Genomic DNA, 16,135 nt, shown 5'->3' with positions numbered 1-16,135 from the left:
TCGGAGACCCTCGTTGCCATCTTTTCGGCGGGGGCAGTGGGGCTGGCCCTCGCGGGAGCACAGCCCACCCTGGGTCTCCTCGGAATCGCCGTCTACGGTCTCCGCACCAATTACCGACTCATAGACGCTGCGATGGTTGCGATCCTGGTTCTCAGGGCATCAGGGGTGGTGTGATTGCGGATAGCACTGGTGAGCGACTGGTACTACCCCAAGATAGGCGGCGTTGCAAGTCACATGCATCACCTGGCCCTAAAGCTCAGGGAGAGGGGATACGAGGTTGCTGTGATCACGAACGACAAGAAAACGGGGAAGGAAGAAGAGCTGGAGGCGAAAGGAATCGAACTCGTAAAAATCCCTGGAGTCATCAGCCCGGTCCTTGAGGTAAACCTCTCCTACAGCCTGAAATCCACAGGGGAACTCAACGAGTTCCTGGAAGATTTCGACGTTATCCACTCGCACCACGCATTCACCCCGCTGGCCCTGAAGGCCGTGAAGGCCGGCAGGGGAATGGGGAAGGCGACTTTACTCACAACCCACAGCATATCCTTCGCTCACGAATCCAGGCTCTGGGAGGCCCTCGGCCTGACGTTCCCCCTCCTCAGCAGGTACCTGAAGTATCCCCACGAGATAATAGCCGTCAGCAGGGCGGCGGAGGCGTTCATAAGGCACTTCACTGACGCTCCGGTGAGAGTCATCCCTAACGGGGTTGACGATGACGTCTTCAGGCCCCTGAGCGAGGGGGAAAAGGAGCGCCTTAAGGAGGAGCTCGGCATCGAGGGAGACGTTGTCCTCTACGTGAGCAGGATGTCGCCGAGAAAGGGCCCCCACGTCCTCTTAAACGCCTTCTCAGGAATAACCGACGCAACGCTCGTCATGGCGGGTTCCGGAGAGATGCTCCCGTTCCTGAGGGCACAGGCGAAGTTTCTCGGGATAGAAGACCGGGTTCGCTTCCTGGGATACGTCGATGGCTCCCTCCTCCCGAGGCTCTTCGGCATGGCCGACGTTTTCGTCCTTCCCTCCACCACGGCGGAGGCCTTCGGGATAGTAATCCTGGAGGCCATGGCCGCGGGGGTTCCAGTGGTCGCCACGGACGTTGGAGGAATCCCGGAGATAATCAGGAACAGCGAGAGCGGGCTTCTGGTTTCCCCGGGCAACGAACTCGAGCTGAGAAACGCCATTCAAAAGCTCCTCCTCGACGAAGACCTCAGGAGACGGTTCGGAAACAACGGCAGGAGGGCCGTCGATGAGCGCTACTCATGGAAAAAGGTCACCGAGGGCATAGAAAAGGCTTATGAGAACGTGATGCAAAACCTGTAGGGGATGAGAATGAGGCTCGAAGAACTCACCTGGCCGGATTTTGATGAGGTTAAACGACGGGTTGATACCGTTGTTATCCCCGTTGGGAGCGTTGAAGCCCACGGGAGACACCTCCCGCTGGGGACCGACACCTTCGCCCCGCTCGAGATAGCGAAGCGCGTGGACGAGAGGGTCAGGGAGCTTGGCCGCGATGTTCTGATAGCCCCTCCAGTCTGGTACGGACACACGTTCGTTCTCAACGTTTACCCCGGAACGATAAACGTGGGGGGCGATGCCTTCAAAGCATACATGCACGGAATAATGCGCGAGTTTGCGGCCGAGGGGTTCAGAAGGATAGTCCTCCTCAACGGGCACGGCGGCAACTACTCGCCGCTGGTTCTGGCCGCGGAAGAGGTGGCCGAGGAGTTTCCCAATGTTGAGGTCTGGCTCATCAACTGGTGGATAGACTTCAGGGAGGACGTTCTTTCGATATGCTCAAGCCAGGGGCACGCTGGCCAGGACGAGACCTCCGTCATCCTGGCCATAAGGCCGGAGCTCGTTAAGATGGAGCGGGCCACAGGAGGGAAGAGCAAATCAAAGGTAAGGCGCATAAGGAGAGACATCGGTCTGGAGCTGTTCCCCGACGGGGTGAACGACGACCCATCCCTCGCCACCGCCGAGAAGGGAGAGGCCATACTCAGCGTGGTGAGTGAGAAGATAGCCCGCCTGCTGGTGGGTGAATGATAATGGGGAAGGAAGAAGTCCTCGCCGAGATAGACAGGCGCATAAAGCGCCTCGAAGCGGAAATTCAAATGGCGGAGGACAGGATTAGATACCTGGAGGAGATAGGCGCTCCCGTGAGGTACCGCGCCCTCCAGAGGAAGGACTACACGGTGTACTACCTCGTCTTCATGGGGGTCTGGATGCTCATCGGAACTCTGGCCCTGCTCCTCATCAGGAACCGCCTCCCCTACTCCTTCAACGTCCCCCTGCTCCCTTACATCGTCATCGCCCTGATTCTCCTGGCCGCGCCCGCGGTGTACCTGCTCTGGAGCGGGAGGGAGAAGCCGAAAACCCCGATGGAGGAGTTCGAGGAGAGGGAGCGGCTCGCAAGGGACGTTCTAACGCGGTTCTACCGGCCGCTGAGGGAGGCCGTCGAAAAGGATGACCGGGAGATGATGCGGGCCATAGCCGAGGAGCTGCTGAGCAACCCGGTTCTTGCTGGCTCCGTGGAGGAGATGGCCGAGGGGGACCCGAAGCTCATGGCCTACGCACTCTATCTCTATTCAAACTACTCCCCGGAGCTGGTGGAGGAGGTTAGGGAGACGGCGGGGAGGATCAGCAACAAACCCCTGAAAGCCCTCCTCTCCGGACTGGTGGAGGGAAGCGAGGGCTAAAGGTTATAACCATTTCGCCGTTCTTTTTTCGGTGAGGCGATTGAGGCTGGAAGTTCTTAGCAGGGAGGATATGAACGCCCTCTCCAGGGAGCTGAGCAGGGCTGGGATAATGAACAGAACCCGGGAGGAGGTTTCCCCCCAGATATCACACTACGTCGTCATAGAGGGAACTTACGCCGAGCTTCTTGAGAAAGCTGAGGGGATAGAGCCCGTTGAGGCCGCCCTGGATGAACTCAGATTCGCGTACGAAGAGATAACCCGAGACTGGAGAGTAGGAGAGAAAAAGAGCCTGGAGAGGCTCTTTGGCGAGTCGGACCTCGGAAAGCTGATAGTGGTCACGGCCCTTATGGAGGCCGGGGCCGTTGCCGAGGAAGACGGAACGCTCGTTCTGAACGAAATGGTCCCCCTTGACTTCCTCAGAGCGGAGCTGCGCTTCTCCATAGACGATATCGAGGAGTACCTGGAGGACATCGAGGAGCGCTTCAAAACGGGCATGGTGACGGAGTACACCCTCGAAAAGAGGTACTTCGTCGAGGTTATGGAGGTCGAGGGGGAGCTGATCGAAGAGGCGCTTGAGATAGCGAAGGAGTACGCCACGGAGGAAAGCGTGGTCGAGGCGATGTTCGACGGCATAGCCCGCTCGGTTCTGGCGGACGTCATACTGGAGCTGGCCGAGAGGCACAGGCGCAAGAACGAACTGATGGAGGCCATAATGGAGAGGGAGCCGATAGTCGTTGAGGGCGAGCGCGAGAGGGTGAACATATACTTCGACGAAGATGCCATAGAGGATTTCCTCAAGGAGCTCCAGAGCCTCGGCTACCTGAAGGTGAAGGGCAACAGGATATGGGTCTGATTCCCCTCTCCTCCCCCATCCCTCCGTAAAATTTTAAAAGGACTTTTCTCACCTAGGTCCGGAGGTGGTGGAAGTGGCGGAGCTGAAGGCGGTTATATTCCACGACCGCGACGGCACCCGCTACTACCGCTGCCCGCGCTGCGGAATGCTCTTCAGAACATCCAAGGACTACACCAGGCACGTGAACAGGGCCCACGGGCACCTGTTCCGGAAGTGATCCCCTATTCTCCCGCCATTTTCTCAGTTTCGGTTCTTTAACATCCCGCGGGATGAGGAGAACAGCCAGGGCTGAAAAAAGTGATGAGCGGCAGGGCTTTCCGACCGGTCAGTCGCGGATTATTATCTCCTTCGTGAGCTTCACGATGAAGGTCTTCCCCACCTTCTCCCTCTCAACCAGCTGCTTCTTCTCCAGCTCCTGGATGATCCTGCTTATCGTCGGCCTCGAGTAACCCGTCAGCTCCGGCAGTTCCTCCTGCTTGACCGTACCGCCCTTTTCGAGTATGGCGTTCACGACTATGCGCTCCTTCTCGGTCAGCACCTCTATGGGCACCCTGTTGGCGAACCACTTCTCCTTGGCGTAGTAGAGCGAAACCGGAACCGCCACGGCCAGCGAGAGCAGCACCGCGGCCGCTATCATCACCCAGTTGGTCTCCCTGGGCTGGGCGGGTATCTCTATCTCAAGGTTCTCACGTACCCAGTAGGTCTGGTAGCCCATCGCCTCTATCTTCCTCTGGACGTCCTTGGACATGCCAGCGCCCATGAGCTCGACGAGGTCCGGATGGAGCTTCTGTATGGCGTCGGCGGTTGAGTCGGAGAGGGCATCCTCCTGGGTCAGGAGGAAGGGGTATCCGTATATCATGGCCCACCTGGCGGCAGCGAGGGCCGAGCCGTAGTCGCTGGAGCTGGCGACAACGACCGTATCGTGTCCGTTAGGATAGAAGTGCAGCGCCAGCTTTGCCGCCGTTTCCGTCCTAACCGCGCCGCCTATCCTCTCGACTATGAAGCCCATCTTAAGGAGCTCATCCTGAACCTTGTCGCTGATGGCCTGTGAGTCACCGATTATAAGGACGTGGTTCCAGCCGAACTGGGCGTAGCTCTGGAGCTGGGCGATTGTTCCGGGATCGAGTTCCTCACGGTTCACGGGCAGTATCGGGACATCCAGCATCTTGGCGTAGGGGAGAGCAATGATATAATCGATTAAATCATCGTTTCTCACGATTATAAGGTCGTACTTTGGCCCCTCCTTCGTATCCTGTGCGGAGGAGAGAGGAAGCATGAAGGATGAGAACACCAGCAGGATGAGCGTCAGAGCAACGGCCCGTTTAACCATTCCATCACCTGAAAAAAGGGTAGGAAAAGGCCCTTAAAAGGTTTTTCAAAGCTCCAGGGTTTCGCCGGGTTCGAGAATTACGACCTCCGCTTTGTCCCCAACCAGCCTCCTGAACTCCCCGGGGTCCGCCGCTATCGGGGGCCAGGTGTTGTAGTGCATCGGCACGACCTTCCTCGGCTTCAGGAACTCCACAGCCTTGGCGGCCTCGCGCGGTCCCATCGTGAAGTGGCCGCCTATGGGAAGCAGGGCAACGTCTATCGGCCCGTAGAGCTCGGCGAAGAGCTCCATGTCCCTGAAGACGAAGGTGTCGCCGGCGTGGTAAATCCTGACGCCGTCGAGCTCGATTATGTAGCCGCAGGCGCTTCCTATGCTGTACTTGCCGTCGCTGCTGGAGTGCCAGGCCGGAACCTGGACGATCTTGACCCCGTCAACCTCCGTCGGACCGTAGTTCATGCCGATGGTAGTTATGCCGCTCTCGCTCTCAACGAGGTAGTTGGCTATGTCGTACATGGCGACTATCTTCGCCCCGGTTCTCCTGGCTATCGCCGCCGCATCGCCGATGTGATCTCCGTGGGCGTGGGTCACGAGTATCAGGTCCGCCTCAACATCCTCAGGCTTGGCGGCAGCTGCAGGATTGGCCGTCAGGAACGGGTCTATCAGAATCCTCTTGCTCCCCTCTATCAGAAAGGCAGCGTGGCCCAGAAACCTCACCTTCACCATGAAACCACCCCCGCGGATATAATAACCTGGACTAACTTAAGTCTTTCGGGTTGTGGCCGGGGCAACCGTCACCGAACGGTACGGCCACTCCCCCTCAGCTCAAATTACGAGGGCTGTAGAGTATGGTAACAGAGGTAGTAACTGAAGTACAATGTAACAGAATGTGCTTTCATAGGACATAAAAATACATCTTTGTACAAAAAAGGGCAAGGTTTATAAACATGAACAGTGTTGAATATGAGCGGTGATTCAATAGTGGAGGGCCAGACCCAAATACTGATTGTTCTGGTTCTGTACCTTTCGTTTTTGATAGGGTTCGGAGTTTATCAGGGAAGGAAGGCAAAGAGCGGCAAGGACTTCGCCATCGCAGGCAGGCAGCTTCCGGGCTGGATAGCGGCACTCTCAGAGCGCGCCACAGGTGAATCCGCGTGGGCACTCCTGGGCCTCCCCGGTTTCGCCTATGCCGCCGGTCTCTCAGCGATATGGGTTGCAGTTGGATGTGTGGCCGGTATCATCGTGGCGTGGACCGTCTTCGCTGGAAGGCTCAGGAGGGAGGCCGAGAAGTACGACGCGACAACGTTCATCGACTACATCGCCAGGCGCCACTCCGACGCCGAGAAGTGGATAAGAATCCTCGGCAGCGTTACTGTGGTGTTCTTCTTTTTCTTCTACGTCGGTGCCCAGTTCCTCGGCGGCGGAAAGACGCTGAACGCTCTCTTCGGCGTTGATCCAAAGATCGGAATGCTGATAACCGCGGTGATAATCCTGCCCTACACCGTCCTCGGAGGCCTCAAGAGCGTCGCGTACACGGACACCGTCCAGGCGATAGTCATGATACTCACCCTCACCATAGCGCCAATAGTCGGCCTCGTCTACATCGCCAACCACCCGGATGTTTTCGCTCACTCCGTTTCCAGCGCCCTAGAGATGTCCGGGCCCGAGTACTCCACAATCCTCGGGGGACTCGTAGGTGGCGCCGCGTTCGTCTTCGTCATAGCAGAGTTCTCATGGTTCTTCGGCTACCTTGGTGGAATGCCCCAGCTCAGCATCAGGTTCATGGCAATCAAGGACGAGAAGAACGCCAAACTCGCCAGGAACGTCGGCGTCAGCTGGACCATACTGGCCTACATCGGTGCCCTCCTCATAGGATGGATTGGAATAGCCATCTTCGGCCCGACCGGCCTCGAGGACCAGGAGGCCGTTATGCCCTCGGTCATGCTGAAGCTGTTCCCGCCATTCCTCGCGGCGATATTCATAACCGGCGCGATAGCGGCCATGCTCTCGACGGCTGACTCGCTGCTCATACTCTCCGCCACCGAGCTCTCGGAGAACCTGCTCAAGCCCTTCGTCTACAAGGAGGACTTCGATCCGAAGAGGAGCCTTAAGCTTTCGAGGATCACCACCGTCGCCCTGGGTGTCATAGCACTCGTTACCGCCTACCTCGTGCCGTCAAAGCTCATCTACACCATCGTCGGCTACACCTGGGCCGGAATAGGCGACACCTTCTCTGTGATAGTCATAATGACGCTGTTCTGGAAGAGGTTCCACGGAAGGGCCGTCCCGCCGACCATCGTAACGGGACTGCTGTTCACCATCTTCTGGATCAGCTCGGGGCTTGAGAAGGTCGTCTCGGCAAGGCTCATGACCTTCATCGTGACCGCTGTGGTTGCGGTGATAGCGACCTACGCCCTGAAGCCCAAGGAGGCAGCCACCACCGCCTGAGTTTTGTTTTTATCCATTGATGTCCTTTTTAGCCCATCGGGGCTTTACTTTTCCTCTACCATGCCCATATTTACCTCGCTGTCCTTTTTAGGAAAGCTTATATAGAATTCCGCCGAGTTTAGGCCGGTGATGTGATGACGTTTGATTACTTCTTCAAGCCAAAGGCTATAGCGGTTATCGGAGCATCCAACGACCCGCTCAAGCTTGGCTATGAGGTCTTCAAGAACCTCAAGGATTACAAAGACGGCAAGGTTTATCCTGTGAACGTCAAGGACGAGGTCGTTCAGGGCGTCAAGGCTTACAAGAACGTGAAGGACATTCCGGACGAGGTTGACCTGGCCGTTGTCGTCGTTCCGAAGCGCTTCGTCAAGGGTACCATAGAGGACTGCGGAGAGAAGGGTGTCAAAGGAATAATCCTCATCACGGCGGGCTTCGGTGAGGTCGGCGAGGAGGGCAAGAGGGAGGAGCGCGAGCTCGTTGAGATAGCCCACAAATACGGCATGCGCATAGTCGGCCCCAACTGTGTCGGTATAATGAACACCCACAACGCCATGAACGCCACCTTCGTGACCAACGCGAAGAAGGGAGACATAGCCTTCATAAGCCAGAGCGGTGCCCTCGGAGCGGGCATAATCTACAAGACCGTCAAGGAAGGAATAGGCTTCTCCAAGTTCGTCAGCATAGGCAACATGGCGGATGTTGACTTCGCCGAGTTCATGGAGTACCTCGCCGATACGGAGGAGGACAAGGCAATCGCGCTTTACATCGAGGGTCTGAAGAACGGAAGGGCTTTCATGGAGATAGCCAAGCGCGCCACCAAGAAGAAGCCGGTCATAGTTCTCAAAGCTGGCAAGAGCGAGAGCGGAGCGAGAGCGGCATCTTCCCACACAGGTTCACTCGCCGGCTCGTACAAGATATACGAGGCGGCCTTCAAGCAGAGCGGAATAATCGTCGCGGACACGATAGACGACATGCTCAGCATGGCTCGCGCTTTCACCCAGCCCCTGCCGAAGGGAACCCGCGTCGCCATAATGACCAACGCCGGCGGACCGGGAGTTCTCACCGCGGACGAGATAGACAAGCGCGGGCTGAAGCTGGCCAACCTCGAAGAGGAGACCATCGAGGGACTTCGCTCGTTCCTTCCGCCGATGGCGGCAGTCAAGAACCCGGTCGACATGATAGCCTCCGCCAGGGGAGAGGACTACTACAAAACGGCAAAGCTTCTCCTCGAAGACCCCAACGTTGACATGCTGATAAGCATCTGTGTCGTTCCGACCTTCGCGGGCATGACGCCGACTGAGCACGCGGAGGGCGTCGTGAGGGCGGTTAAGGAGGTCAACAACGGCAAGCCGGTTCTCGGTCTGTTCATGGCAGGCTACGTGAGCGAGCCCGCGAAGGAGGTTCTCGAGAAGGCAGGCATTCCGAGCTACGAGAGGCCGGAGGATGTCGCCGCCGCGGCTTATGCCCTCGTGGAGTTTGCAAAGGCTAAGGGAGTTTTGAAGGAAGAGGAATGAGGTGATTTTGGATGGCGAAGGTTACCGACATGGTTTTGTGGGACAAGCCCGGGGAGAAGGTTATACTCCTCGGCAACCAGGCCATAGCCAGGGGTGCCCTCGAGGCCAACATAGCCGTTTTTGCGGCCTATCCCGGAACCCCGAGTTCAGAGCTTACCGACACAATGGCCATGGTCGCCAAGAAGGCCGGCGTCTATATGGAGTACTCCACCAACGAGAAGGTCGCCTTTGAAACTGCCCTTTCAGCGGCATGGAGCGGCCTCAGGGCCATGACGGCCATGAAACACGTTGGACTGAACGTCGCGGCAGACACATTCATGAGCGCCGTTGGAATGGGCGTTGAGGGCGGATTCGTCATAATGGTCGCCGACGACCCGAGCATGTGGAGCAGCCAGAACGAGCAGGACACCAGGGTTTACGCGAAGTTTGCCAACGTTCCCGTTCTCGAACCCAGCGACCCGATGGAAGCCAAGGAAATGACGAAGTACGCCTTCGAGCTGAGCGAGAAGTTCAAGCACTTCGTCATCCTGAGGACGACCACCAGAACGTCGCACGCCAGGGGAGACATCGTCCTTGGGGAGCTGCCCGAGGAGATAAAGCAGGGCAAGAGGAAGTTTGGAAACTTCAAGAAGGACCCGAACAGGTTCGTCGACATACCCGCCAACTCGAGGCGCTTCCACCCGCAGATACTCGAGAAGATAGAGAAGATCCGCGAGGAGCTCAACGAGTGCCCGTTCAACTGGATAGAGGGTGACGAGAGCGCCAAGGTCGGTATCATCGCCCCGGGACTTGCCTACTCCTACGTGAAGGAGGCCCTTCACTGGCTCGGCGTCGAGAACGTAAAGGTCCTCAAGCTCGGAACTCCGTTCCCCCTCCCGTACGGCCTGCTTGAGAAGTTCCTCGACGGTCTTGAGAAGGTTCTCATCGTTGAGGAGCTCGAGCCGGTCGTCGAGGAGCAGGTCAAGACCTGGGCCTACGACAAGGGCCTGAAAATCCCGATCCACGGAAAGGACCTCGTGCCGAGAGTTTACGAGATGACCACCAGGAGGGCCGTTGAGGCAATAGCAAAGTTCCTCGGCCTTGAGACCCCCCTGAACTTCAAGGAGCTCGATGAGAAGTACGAGAAGGTTAAAGGAATGGTTCCGCCGAGGCCGCCGAGCCTCTGTCCGGCGTGCCCGCACAGGAACACCTTCTACGCCATAAAGAAGGCCGCCACGCCGCGCGCCATATTCCCGAGCGACATAGGCTGTTACACCCTCGGTGTCCTCCCGCCGCTCAAGGCCGTTGACACGACAGTCGCGATGGGCGGTTCAATCGGAGTTGCCCACGGCCTCAGCATAGCCCTCAACGGAAGCGTCGCGGAGGACGAGCACAAGACAGGTAAGGAGAAGAAGGTCATCGTCGCCACCATAGGTGACTCGACGTTCTTCCACACCGGCCTTCCCGCCCTGGCCAACGCGATCTACAACCGCTCCAACGTCCTCATAGTCGTCGTTGACAACCTCGTCACGGCAATGACCGGTGACCAGCCGAACCCGGGAACCGGCGACACCCCGCACGGACCCGGCAAGCAGATAAAGATCGAGGAGGTCGCCAAGGCGCTCGGCGCTGACTTCGTCGAGGTCGTCGACCCGTACGACATCAAGGCGACCGTCGAGACCATGAAGAGGGCCCTCCAAGTCGAGGGAGTGAGCGTCGTCGTCACCAGGCGCGTCTGTGCCCTCCACAGGATAGGAGAGCTCAGGAGGGCCAGGATACAGTGGCCGCTCTACCAGGTCAACGAGGAGAAGTGTACCGGCTGTAAGATATGTATCAACGCCTATGGCTGTCCGGCAATCTACTGGGACGCCGAGACCGGAAAGGCCAAGATAGACGAGCTCATGTGCTGGGGCTGCGGTGGATGTGCGCAGATCTGTCCGTTCGACGCCTTTGAGAAGGTCCGGGAGGGAGAGATATGAAGGAGTACAACATCGTTATCACCGGAGTTGGCGGCCAGGGAATCCTCACCGCCGCCAACCTTCTCGGCTGGGCCGCCCTCCGCGCCGGCCACAAGGTCAGGATGGGAGAGGTCCACGGAATGAGCCAGCGCTTTGGTTCGGTCATCGCCTACGTCCGCTTTGGGGAGGAGGTTTACGGCGCGATGGTTCCCGAGGGGAAGGCAGACGTCATCCTCTCCTTCGAGCCGGTCGAGGCGCTCCGCTACATCAACTACCTCAAGAAGGGCGGGCTGGTCTTCACGAACGCCAAGCCGATACCGCCGGTTCAGGTTTCGATGGGCCTGGCCAGCTATCCGAGCCTCGATGAAATAAAGAAGGTCGTCGAGGAGGACTTCCAGGCCAAGTTCATGGCCTTCGACGCCGAGGATCTCGCGGTCAAGGCCGGTCACGTGATAACGACCAACGTCGTCCTCATAGGCGCGCTGACCCAGACGCCCGGCTTCCCGCTCTCGGCGGAGCACGTCAAAGAGGTCATCCGCGTCAGCGTCCCGCCGAAGGCCGTTGACGTCAACATGAAGGCCTTCGACCTCGGTGTCCAGGCCGCAAAAGAGATGCTGGGGCTCTGATGCCCCTATTTTTAACTATTCTGAGTGCACTTTCTTGACAACCCTTTTCGAACATCCGCCAAAACCCTTATAACTTACCCCGGGGTAAGCTCCTTACCCCCGGGTAAGCCAACATCCCTCAGATTCACAGTGTTCCAGAAATGCAGAAGACCCAGAAACCAGGCGATCAACCAAAGTGTTTCCAAAATGGACCCGAAATGAGGGGGAGTAAAAGATTCCAAGGGACAAGAGGGTTTCACCACTCTTCCTCTTCCTCGATGAGGCCGTACTTCTCCAGCTCGCGGAGGAGCTTTCTAACGGCTTCCCAGGCGTCGTGCTCACTCTTCGCTCCGGAGCAGACTATCTTTCCGGATGAGAAGAGCAGTATCACGGCCCTCGGCTCCTTAACGCGGTAGATAACGCCGGGGAACTGCTCGGGTTCGTACTCACAGTTTGGCAGACTGAGGGCAACGGCATCGAGGTTGAACTCCATACCGATGTCGCCGCTGAAAACCATGTTCTGGATGTCTATCTGCGGGGCGCGGCCGAACTTGGCGCCTATCTTCTTGAGCATCTGGATGAGCTTGTTGACGGCGCGCTCTATGTCCTCAACGCTCTTGGCGCCGGTGACGACGAGCTTGCCGGAGCTGAATATAAGGAGCGCCACCTTGGGCTCCTCGAAGCGGCAGATGATGCCCGGGAACTCCTCGGGGTTGTACTTGGAGTTGGGGCAGATTTCAATGACCTTCTCAAGGTTGAGCTGGGTGAATAAGTCCACAGAAGCGACAATATTCTCAATCCTGAGCTTTACATTGCTCATGTCGACCAAGGCTTACACCTCCAGATGGTGGGTTTAAAAACCCTTTATAAATGAGGCGGGTTGAGTTTTTAAAGGTTTAGGTCACGATGGCCAGGGGAGCGGAGAAAATGCACACAAGTGTTCAGGCAGGAGTTAGAACTTTCTTAAGTGTCGGTAACTAAAAAGCAAGAAGGCTTAAAAAGGGGTTCAACAGAGCGGGGGTGGTGAGACCATGAGAAACACGATGGTTTTAGTAAGGACCGACAACTTTCAGAAGGCCAGCATCGCTCTGGCTGACCTGGTGCGCTACGGAGGAATGCAGATACGCGGCGACCCGAGGATTATCCCCCCTGCCCTCTCCGACTGGGCCTTTGAGAAGATAAGCGGCGAGAAGCCGAGGAGGCGCTTCAGGGCCCACGTGATCGCCCAGATAGACCTCCCGCCGGCGAGGGCAATCGGGAGGCTTATGGACATACATCCACCTGCGCACGTTCTCGTGATTCCCCCCGATACCGAAGTCTGGGAAGAGCTAATGCGCCTCTGGGGGACTTTTGAGAAGCTCAAAGGCTTCCACCCTCCAAAGAGGACCCGGGCGGAGGAGCTAAGGAAGAAGCGCGAGAAAGAGAGGGAGAACGAAGGATTGGAGGAACTCTGACTCACTTCTTCTTCCGCTTCTTGATCTTGATGTTGGCTATGTCGCCGAGCGTCGGCTCGTAGTCCCTCGGAATGCTCTTCTTCTCCAGAACCTCCTCCCCGGAGGTCTCGATGAGTTTTATTTTGAAGTACTTCTCCAGCTTTTTCGCTTCCTTTATCGTCGGCTCGCGGTGGCCGTGGGCGATGGCGCGGAGGTCGTTCATGGAGAGCCCGATCTCATGGGAGAGCTCCTCGTAGCTCTTCCCCGAGCGCTGTATCGCCTTGTAAACCCTCTCGGCGTAATCCTCAACTATCTCCTCCGTGTACAGCGGCCTCTCCGTCCTCGGCTTCGGAGCGGGCCTGGGCCGGGAGGCCGGCCTCGAGTACGTCCTTCTCACCGGCCGCCTTCCGGTGGGCATTATGCTGAAGGTTCCGGGCTTCTTTCCGCCGTATTTCTCATAACAGCGGTCGCAGACGAGAACTTCCGCCCCCTCGATCCTTATCCTGTGACCGGGACCTCTTATCGGCGCCCCACATACCTCACAGTACCTCGGTTTGGCCTTCCCCATCTCAATCACCTTCTTACTCCACTTAAGGCTGGGAGTCATGCTTTTTAAACCCCACGATGAGCTTATATCGATGGCGGAAGTGAAGATAGAGCGGCTCCCCAAGCTTGACCAGGAAACGCTGGAAAGGCTCATCGAGATATACATGAGGGGCTACGAGGGCATGCGGGAGTACGGCGGTGAAGGGGAGAGCTACGCGAAGCGCTACCTTCGATGGTGCTGGAACAAGGCGAAGGACGGCTTTTTCATCGCGAAGATCGGCGACGAGATAGCGGGCTTCATAGTCTGCGACGCGGACTGGTACAGCAAGTACGAGGGGAGAACCGTCGGGGCAGTCCACGAGTTCGTGCTCGACAAGAAGTTTCAGGGACACGGCATAGGCCACGTGCTCATGGAGAAGTGCCTGGAGTACCTGGGGAAGCACAACGACAGAATAGAGCTCTGGGTGGGCGAGAGAAACGAGAAGGCCATCAAGTTCTACGAGGGCTACGGCTTCAGGCGCGTCGGTCAGAGTGGCATATGGGTGCGCATGGTGAAGGACGTGCGAAAGGGTGATAACAGTTCAGGAAAAAATTGAATGGGTGGGAAAATGCCGTGCATAAAACCGCCCCAGCCGGAGAAGGTGAGTGGGATGAAGGAGGAGAGCTTCATACGGGAAGGAAAGGGAAGGGTTCGCGTCGTCATAGAGAGCGAGGGGGAGACTCTCGAAACTACGATGAACGGCTCGCTGAAGAGCGTGGAAGAGATAGCCGAGATGCTCGGCGTCGAGCCAGCGGACGGAAAAATAGAGGCCACCGTTGACGGAGTGAAGGTCAGAATGCAGCGCGGAAAGCTCGAGATGGAGTTCGGGAACGGGGACAGGATGAGGATCGAGAAGGCCTGATGGTCTCTGCAGAACATCTTCCTTTACTTCTCAAGTATTATTGCGTTTCCCAGGAGCTTGAAGTGATGGTCCGTTGTTAGAACGACAGCGTCGTACTTTCTTGCAGTTTCTGCTATTATGCAGTCAGCTAAGGAAACATTTTTGTTCTCTCTTTTGATCTTTGCATGGAGTGCCCCCGCGTTTATGGCGATATCGGCTTCGAGTGAAACCACAAGCCCGCTCTCAGCCACCTTGGCAGCAATAGTGGGGTCTATGTTATTGCGTTCAAGAAAGCTTCTCAGCTCGGCTAGAACGAGGGTAGGGATTAGTACAATATCTGCATCTTCCAGAATCTCTTCAACCGCCCTACCCGTCTCACTACCTCTGATAAGCTCCACAAGGGCCGAAGTATCGGGGATCAGGATCATACCCTAGCATCCACCCTGTCCTTTTCTGTGAATTCTGGGGAACTCTTGGCTATTCCAAAGAGGGCAGACCATACCCTTCGCTTTTTCTTTCTATGAAGAATCTTCCTCAGTTCCTTCTCGCTTAGGGGAACCTTAACACTGAGGGCTTCCATTATCCCACCGGCTAAAGTTGGAAAAAAGGATAGATAAGGCTTGCGCTCACCTGAGCACGGGCCTGAACTTATAGCCGTAGAGGATTATTCCGTCCTCGTCGAACTCCCTGACCTTCCTGGTGACCATCTCGACCTCCATTCCGAAGTCGATCTCCTCGGGGTCGACGTCCGTCAGCTGGGCGAGGACGACCGGCCCCTCCTCGAGCTGCACCAGAGCGAGCGGATAGGGCTTGTAGTACTCCATGCCGCTCGGTGGGTTCCTCACTATCGTCCAGGTGAGAACCTTGCCCTTCCCGCTGAACTGGTACTCCTCGACGTTCCTGCTTCCGCAGACCGGACAGACATCCCTCTTCGGGAACATCAGATGACCGTTCTCGCACTTGCCCCCTATAAGGACGTACTTCTCGCGGAAGTGCCTCCAGTGCCTTGCAACCTGCATCGGCTTCCCCATTTCAGACCCTCCTAAACACGTTGACCGTTATGTTCGAGCCGGTTCCCCCTATGTTCTGGGTCAGGCCGACCTCAGCGTCTGGAACCTGGGGTGATGCCTCACCGCGGAGCTGGAGAACAGCCTCGACGGTCTGGTAGACGCCGGTTGCTCCTACCGGGTGTCCACGGCTCTTCAGGCCGCCCATCGTCTGTATCGGGTAGTCGCCGTCTATCGCTATCTGCCCTTCCTTGGCGAGCATTGCTCCCTTGCCTCTCTCGGCAACGCCGAGGGCCTCAAGGCTGAGTGCCGCCATCACCGTGAAGGCGTCGTGAACCTCGAAGAAGTCGATGTCCTTTGGAGTGACTCCCGCCATCTTGTAGGCCTTCTCTGCGGCGACTTTGGCCGCAGTCAGGGTTAGGAAGTCCTTCCTGTTGGCGAGGTTGATGGTGTCTATGGCGCGCCCCATTCCGGCAACCTCGACCCACTTCTCCTTCGGAACGCCCAGCTCCTTGGCCTTCTCCGGGGTTGTTATGATAACCGCCGCCGAACCGTCGCAGACCGGCGAGGCGTCGAAGAGCTTGAGCGGGTCGGCAACGTAGGGACTCTTCATAACGGTTTCAACAGTAATCGGGCGCTTGAACATTGCGTAGGGGTTCTTTGCACCGTTTGCATGGGCGTTGACAGCGAACAGCGCCAGATCCTCCTCGGTGTAGCCGTAGGTCTTCATGTAGAGCCTCATGATGAGCGCGTTCAGAGCGACGAAGCTCGCGCCGTGGAAAAGCTCCCAGTCGGCGTCGGCGGCGTAGGCAAGGTATCTCGTTGCATCGCTCGGCCAGGCGTCGGTCATCTTCTCGACGCCGACGACGGCAACGACGTCCTCAAGCCCGCTCA

The 16,135-nt window shown here is 57.5% G+C and carries 20 protein-coding genes; 12 read left to right on the top strand and 8 right to left on the bottom strand.

The window, feature by feature from the left end:
• The first annotated feature begins 174 nt into the window (after positions 1 to 174).
• The 5 genes from APY94_RS12510 to APY94_RS12490 all read left to right on the top strand — a co-directional run bounded on the left by APY94_RS12510 (position 175) and on the right by APY94_RS12490 (position 3,763).
• The gene (locus APY94_RS12510) at positions 175 to 1,317 is read left to right on the top strand and encodes a glycosyltransferase family 4 protein (RefSeq protein WP_058939932.1); all 1,143 of its coding nucleotides are present in this window, start codon (positions 175 to 177) and stop codon (positions 1,315 to 1,317) included.
• A 9-nt stretch (positions 1,318 to 1,326) separates the two neighbouring features.
• Positions 1,327 to 2,040 carry a creatininase family protein gene (locus tag APY94_RS12505; RefSeq protein WP_058939931.1) on the top strand — a complete coding sequence of 238 codons (714 nt, stop codon included), beginning with the start codon at positions 1,327 to 1,329 and terminating at the stop codon, positions 2,038 to 2,040.
• Positions 2,037 to 2,693 carry a hypothetical protein gene (locus APY94_RS12500; protein ID WP_083500665.1) on the top strand — a complete coding sequence of 219 codons (657 nt, stop codon included), beginning with the start codon at positions 2,037 to 2,039 and terminating at the stop codon, positions 2,691 to 2,693. Before APY94_RS12505 ends, APY94_RS12500 begins: the two co-directional genes overlap by 4 nt.
• Before the next feature lie 40 nt (positions 2,694 to 2,733).
• A complete protein-coding gene (locus APY94_RS12495; protein ID WP_058939930.1) occupies positions 2,734 to 3,546 on the top strand; it encodes a hypothetical protein in 813 nt (270 codons plus the stop codon).
• A 64-nt stretch (positions 3,547 to 3,610) separates the two neighbouring features.
• The gene (locus APY94_RS12490) at positions 3,611 to 3,763 is read left to right on the top strand and encodes a DUF7128 family protein (protein WP_240703224.1); all 153 of its coding nucleotides are present in this window, start codon (positions 3,611 to 3,613) and stop codon (positions 3,761 to 3,763) included.
• 108 nt (positions 3,764 to 3,871) lie between these two features.
• On the opposite strand, the gene APY94_RS12485 is transcribed toward APY94_RS12490, so the two are convergent.
• Complete coding sequence (locus APY94_RS12485) at positions 3,872 to 4,876, bottom strand: cell wall-binding repeat-containing protein (protein ID WP_058939928.1); 1,005 nt, start codon at positions 4,874 to 4,876, stop codon at positions 3,872 to 3,874.
• A 45-nt stretch (positions 4,877 to 4,921) separates the two neighbouring features.
• Positions 4,922 to 5,596, bottom strand: coding sequence for a metal-dependent hydrolase (locus tag APY94_RS12480; RefSeq protein WP_058939927.1), 675 nt, complete (start codon positions 5,594 to 5,596; stop codon positions 4,922 to 4,924).
• Positions 5,597 to 5,833: 237 nt separating this feature from the next.
• Here APY94_RS12480 and APY94_RS12475 point away from each other — a divergent pair, with 237 nt between their 5' ends.
• From APY94_RS12475 to APY94_RS12460, 4 genes are all read left to right on the top strand, one after another.
• On the top strand, positions 5,834 to 7,318 hold the full coding sequence (locus tag APY94_RS12475) for a sodium/proline symporter (RefSeq protein ID WP_245610479.1): 1,485 nt from the start codon (positions 5,834 to 5,836) through the stop codon (positions 7,316 to 7,318).
• A 134-nt stretch (positions 7,319 to 7,452) separates the two neighbouring features.
• Positions 7,453 to 8,832, top strand: coding sequence for an acetate--CoA ligase family protein (locus APY94_RS12470; protein WP_058939925.1), 1,380 nt, complete (start codon positions 7,453 to 7,455; stop codon positions 8,830 to 8,832).
• 11 nt (positions 8,833 to 8,843) lie between these two features.
• The gene (gene iorA / locus APY94_RS12465; protein WP_058939924.1) at positions 8,844 to 10,790 is read left to right on the top strand and encodes an indolepyruvate ferredoxin oxidoreductase subunit alpha; all 1,947 of its coding nucleotides are present in this window, start codon (positions 8,844 to 8,846) and stop codon (positions 10,788 to 10,790) included.
• On the top strand, positions 10,787 to 11,395 hold the full coding sequence (locus tag APY94_RS12460) for an indolepyruvate oxidoreductase subunit beta (RefSeq protein WP_058939923.1): 609 nt from the start codon (positions 10,787 to 10,789) through the stop codon (positions 11,393 to 11,395). The genes iorA and APY94_RS12460 overlap by 4 nt, the downstream gene beginning before the upstream one ends.
• Positions 11,396 to 11,630: 235 nt before the next feature.
• Here the strand turns inward: APY94_RS12460 and APY94_RS12455 are convergent, their stop codons facing one another.
• Complete coding sequence (locus APY94_RS12455) at positions 11,631 to 12,203, bottom strand: TATA-box-binding protein (RefSeq protein WP_048152114.1); 573 nt, start codon at positions 12,201 to 12,203, stop codon at positions 11,631 to 11,633.
• A gap of 202 nt (positions 12,204 to 12,405) precedes the next feature.
• Here APY94_RS12455 and APY94_RS12450 point away from each other — a divergent pair, with 202 nt between their 5' ends.
• Entirely contained in the window at positions 12,406 to 12,828 is a 423-nt protein-coding gene (locus APY94_RS12450; protein ID WP_058939922.1) for a DUF356 domain-containing protein, read from the top strand.
• Position 12,829: 1 nt separating this feature from the next.
• Here APY94_RS12450 and APY94_RS12445 read toward each other — a convergent pair whose 3' ends face one another.
• Complete coding sequence (locus APY94_RS12445) at positions 12,830 to 13,375, bottom strand: multiprotein bridging factor aMBF1 (protein ID WP_058939921.1); 546 nt, start codon at positions 13,373 to 13,375, stop codon at positions 12,830 to 12,832.
• Between the two features lie 70 nt (positions 13,376 to 13,445).
• Between APY94_RS12445 and APY94_RS12440 the strand changes: the two genes are divergently transcribed.
• A complete protein-coding gene (locus APY94_RS12440; protein WP_058939933.1) occupies positions 13,446 to 13,949 on the top strand; it encodes a GNAT family N-acetyltransferase in 504 nt (167 codons plus the stop codon).
• A 12-nt stretch (positions 13,950 to 13,961) separates the two neighbouring features.
• Positions 13,962 to 14,255, top strand: coding sequence for a hypothetical protein (locus tag APY94_RS12435; protein ID WP_058939920.1), 294 nt, complete (start codon positions 13,962 to 13,964; stop codon positions 14,253 to 14,255).
• A gap of 23 nt (positions 14,256 to 14,278) precedes the next feature.
• Here the strand turns inward: APY94_RS12435 and APY94_RS12430 are convergent, their stop codons facing one another.
• The 4 genes from APY94_RS12430 to APY94_RS12420 all read right to left on the bottom strand — a co-directional run.
• The gene (locus APY94_RS12430) at positions 14,279 to 14,662 is read right to left on the bottom strand and encodes a PIN domain-containing protein (RefSeq protein WP_058939919.1); all 384 of its coding nucleotides are present in this window, start codon (positions 14,660 to 14,662) and stop codon (positions 14,279 to 14,281) included.
• Positions 14,659 to 14,814, bottom strand: a complete 156-nt coding sequence (locus APY94_RS13425) for a hypothetical protein (RefSeq protein ID WP_169791822.1) — start codon at positions 14,812 to 14,814, stop codon at positions 14,659 to 14,661. Before APY94_RS13425 ends, APY94_RS12430 begins: the two co-directional genes overlap by 4 nt.
• A gap of 46 nt (positions 14,815 to 14,860) precedes the next feature.
• Positions 14,861 to 15,265 carry a Zn-ribbon domain-containing OB-fold protein gene (locus APY94_RS12425; RefSeq protein WP_058939918.1) on the bottom strand — a complete coding sequence of 135 codons (405 nt, stop codon included), beginning with the start codon at positions 15,263 to 15,265 and terminating at the stop codon, positions 14,861 to 14,863.
• A 1-nt stretch (position 15,266) separates the two neighbouring features.
• On the bottom strand, positions 15,267 to 16,135 hold an 869-nt coding region (locus APY94_RS12420; RefSeq protein WP_058939917.1), incomplete at its 5' end, for a thiolase domain-containing protein.

It is taken from the genome of Thermococcus celericrescens, from assembly GCF_001484195.1.
Lineage (GTDB): Archaea > Methanobacteriota_B > Thermococci > Thermococcales > Thermococcaceae > Thermococcus > Thermococcus celericrescens.
This window is presented reverse-complemented; position numbering and strand designations above follow the sequence as displayed.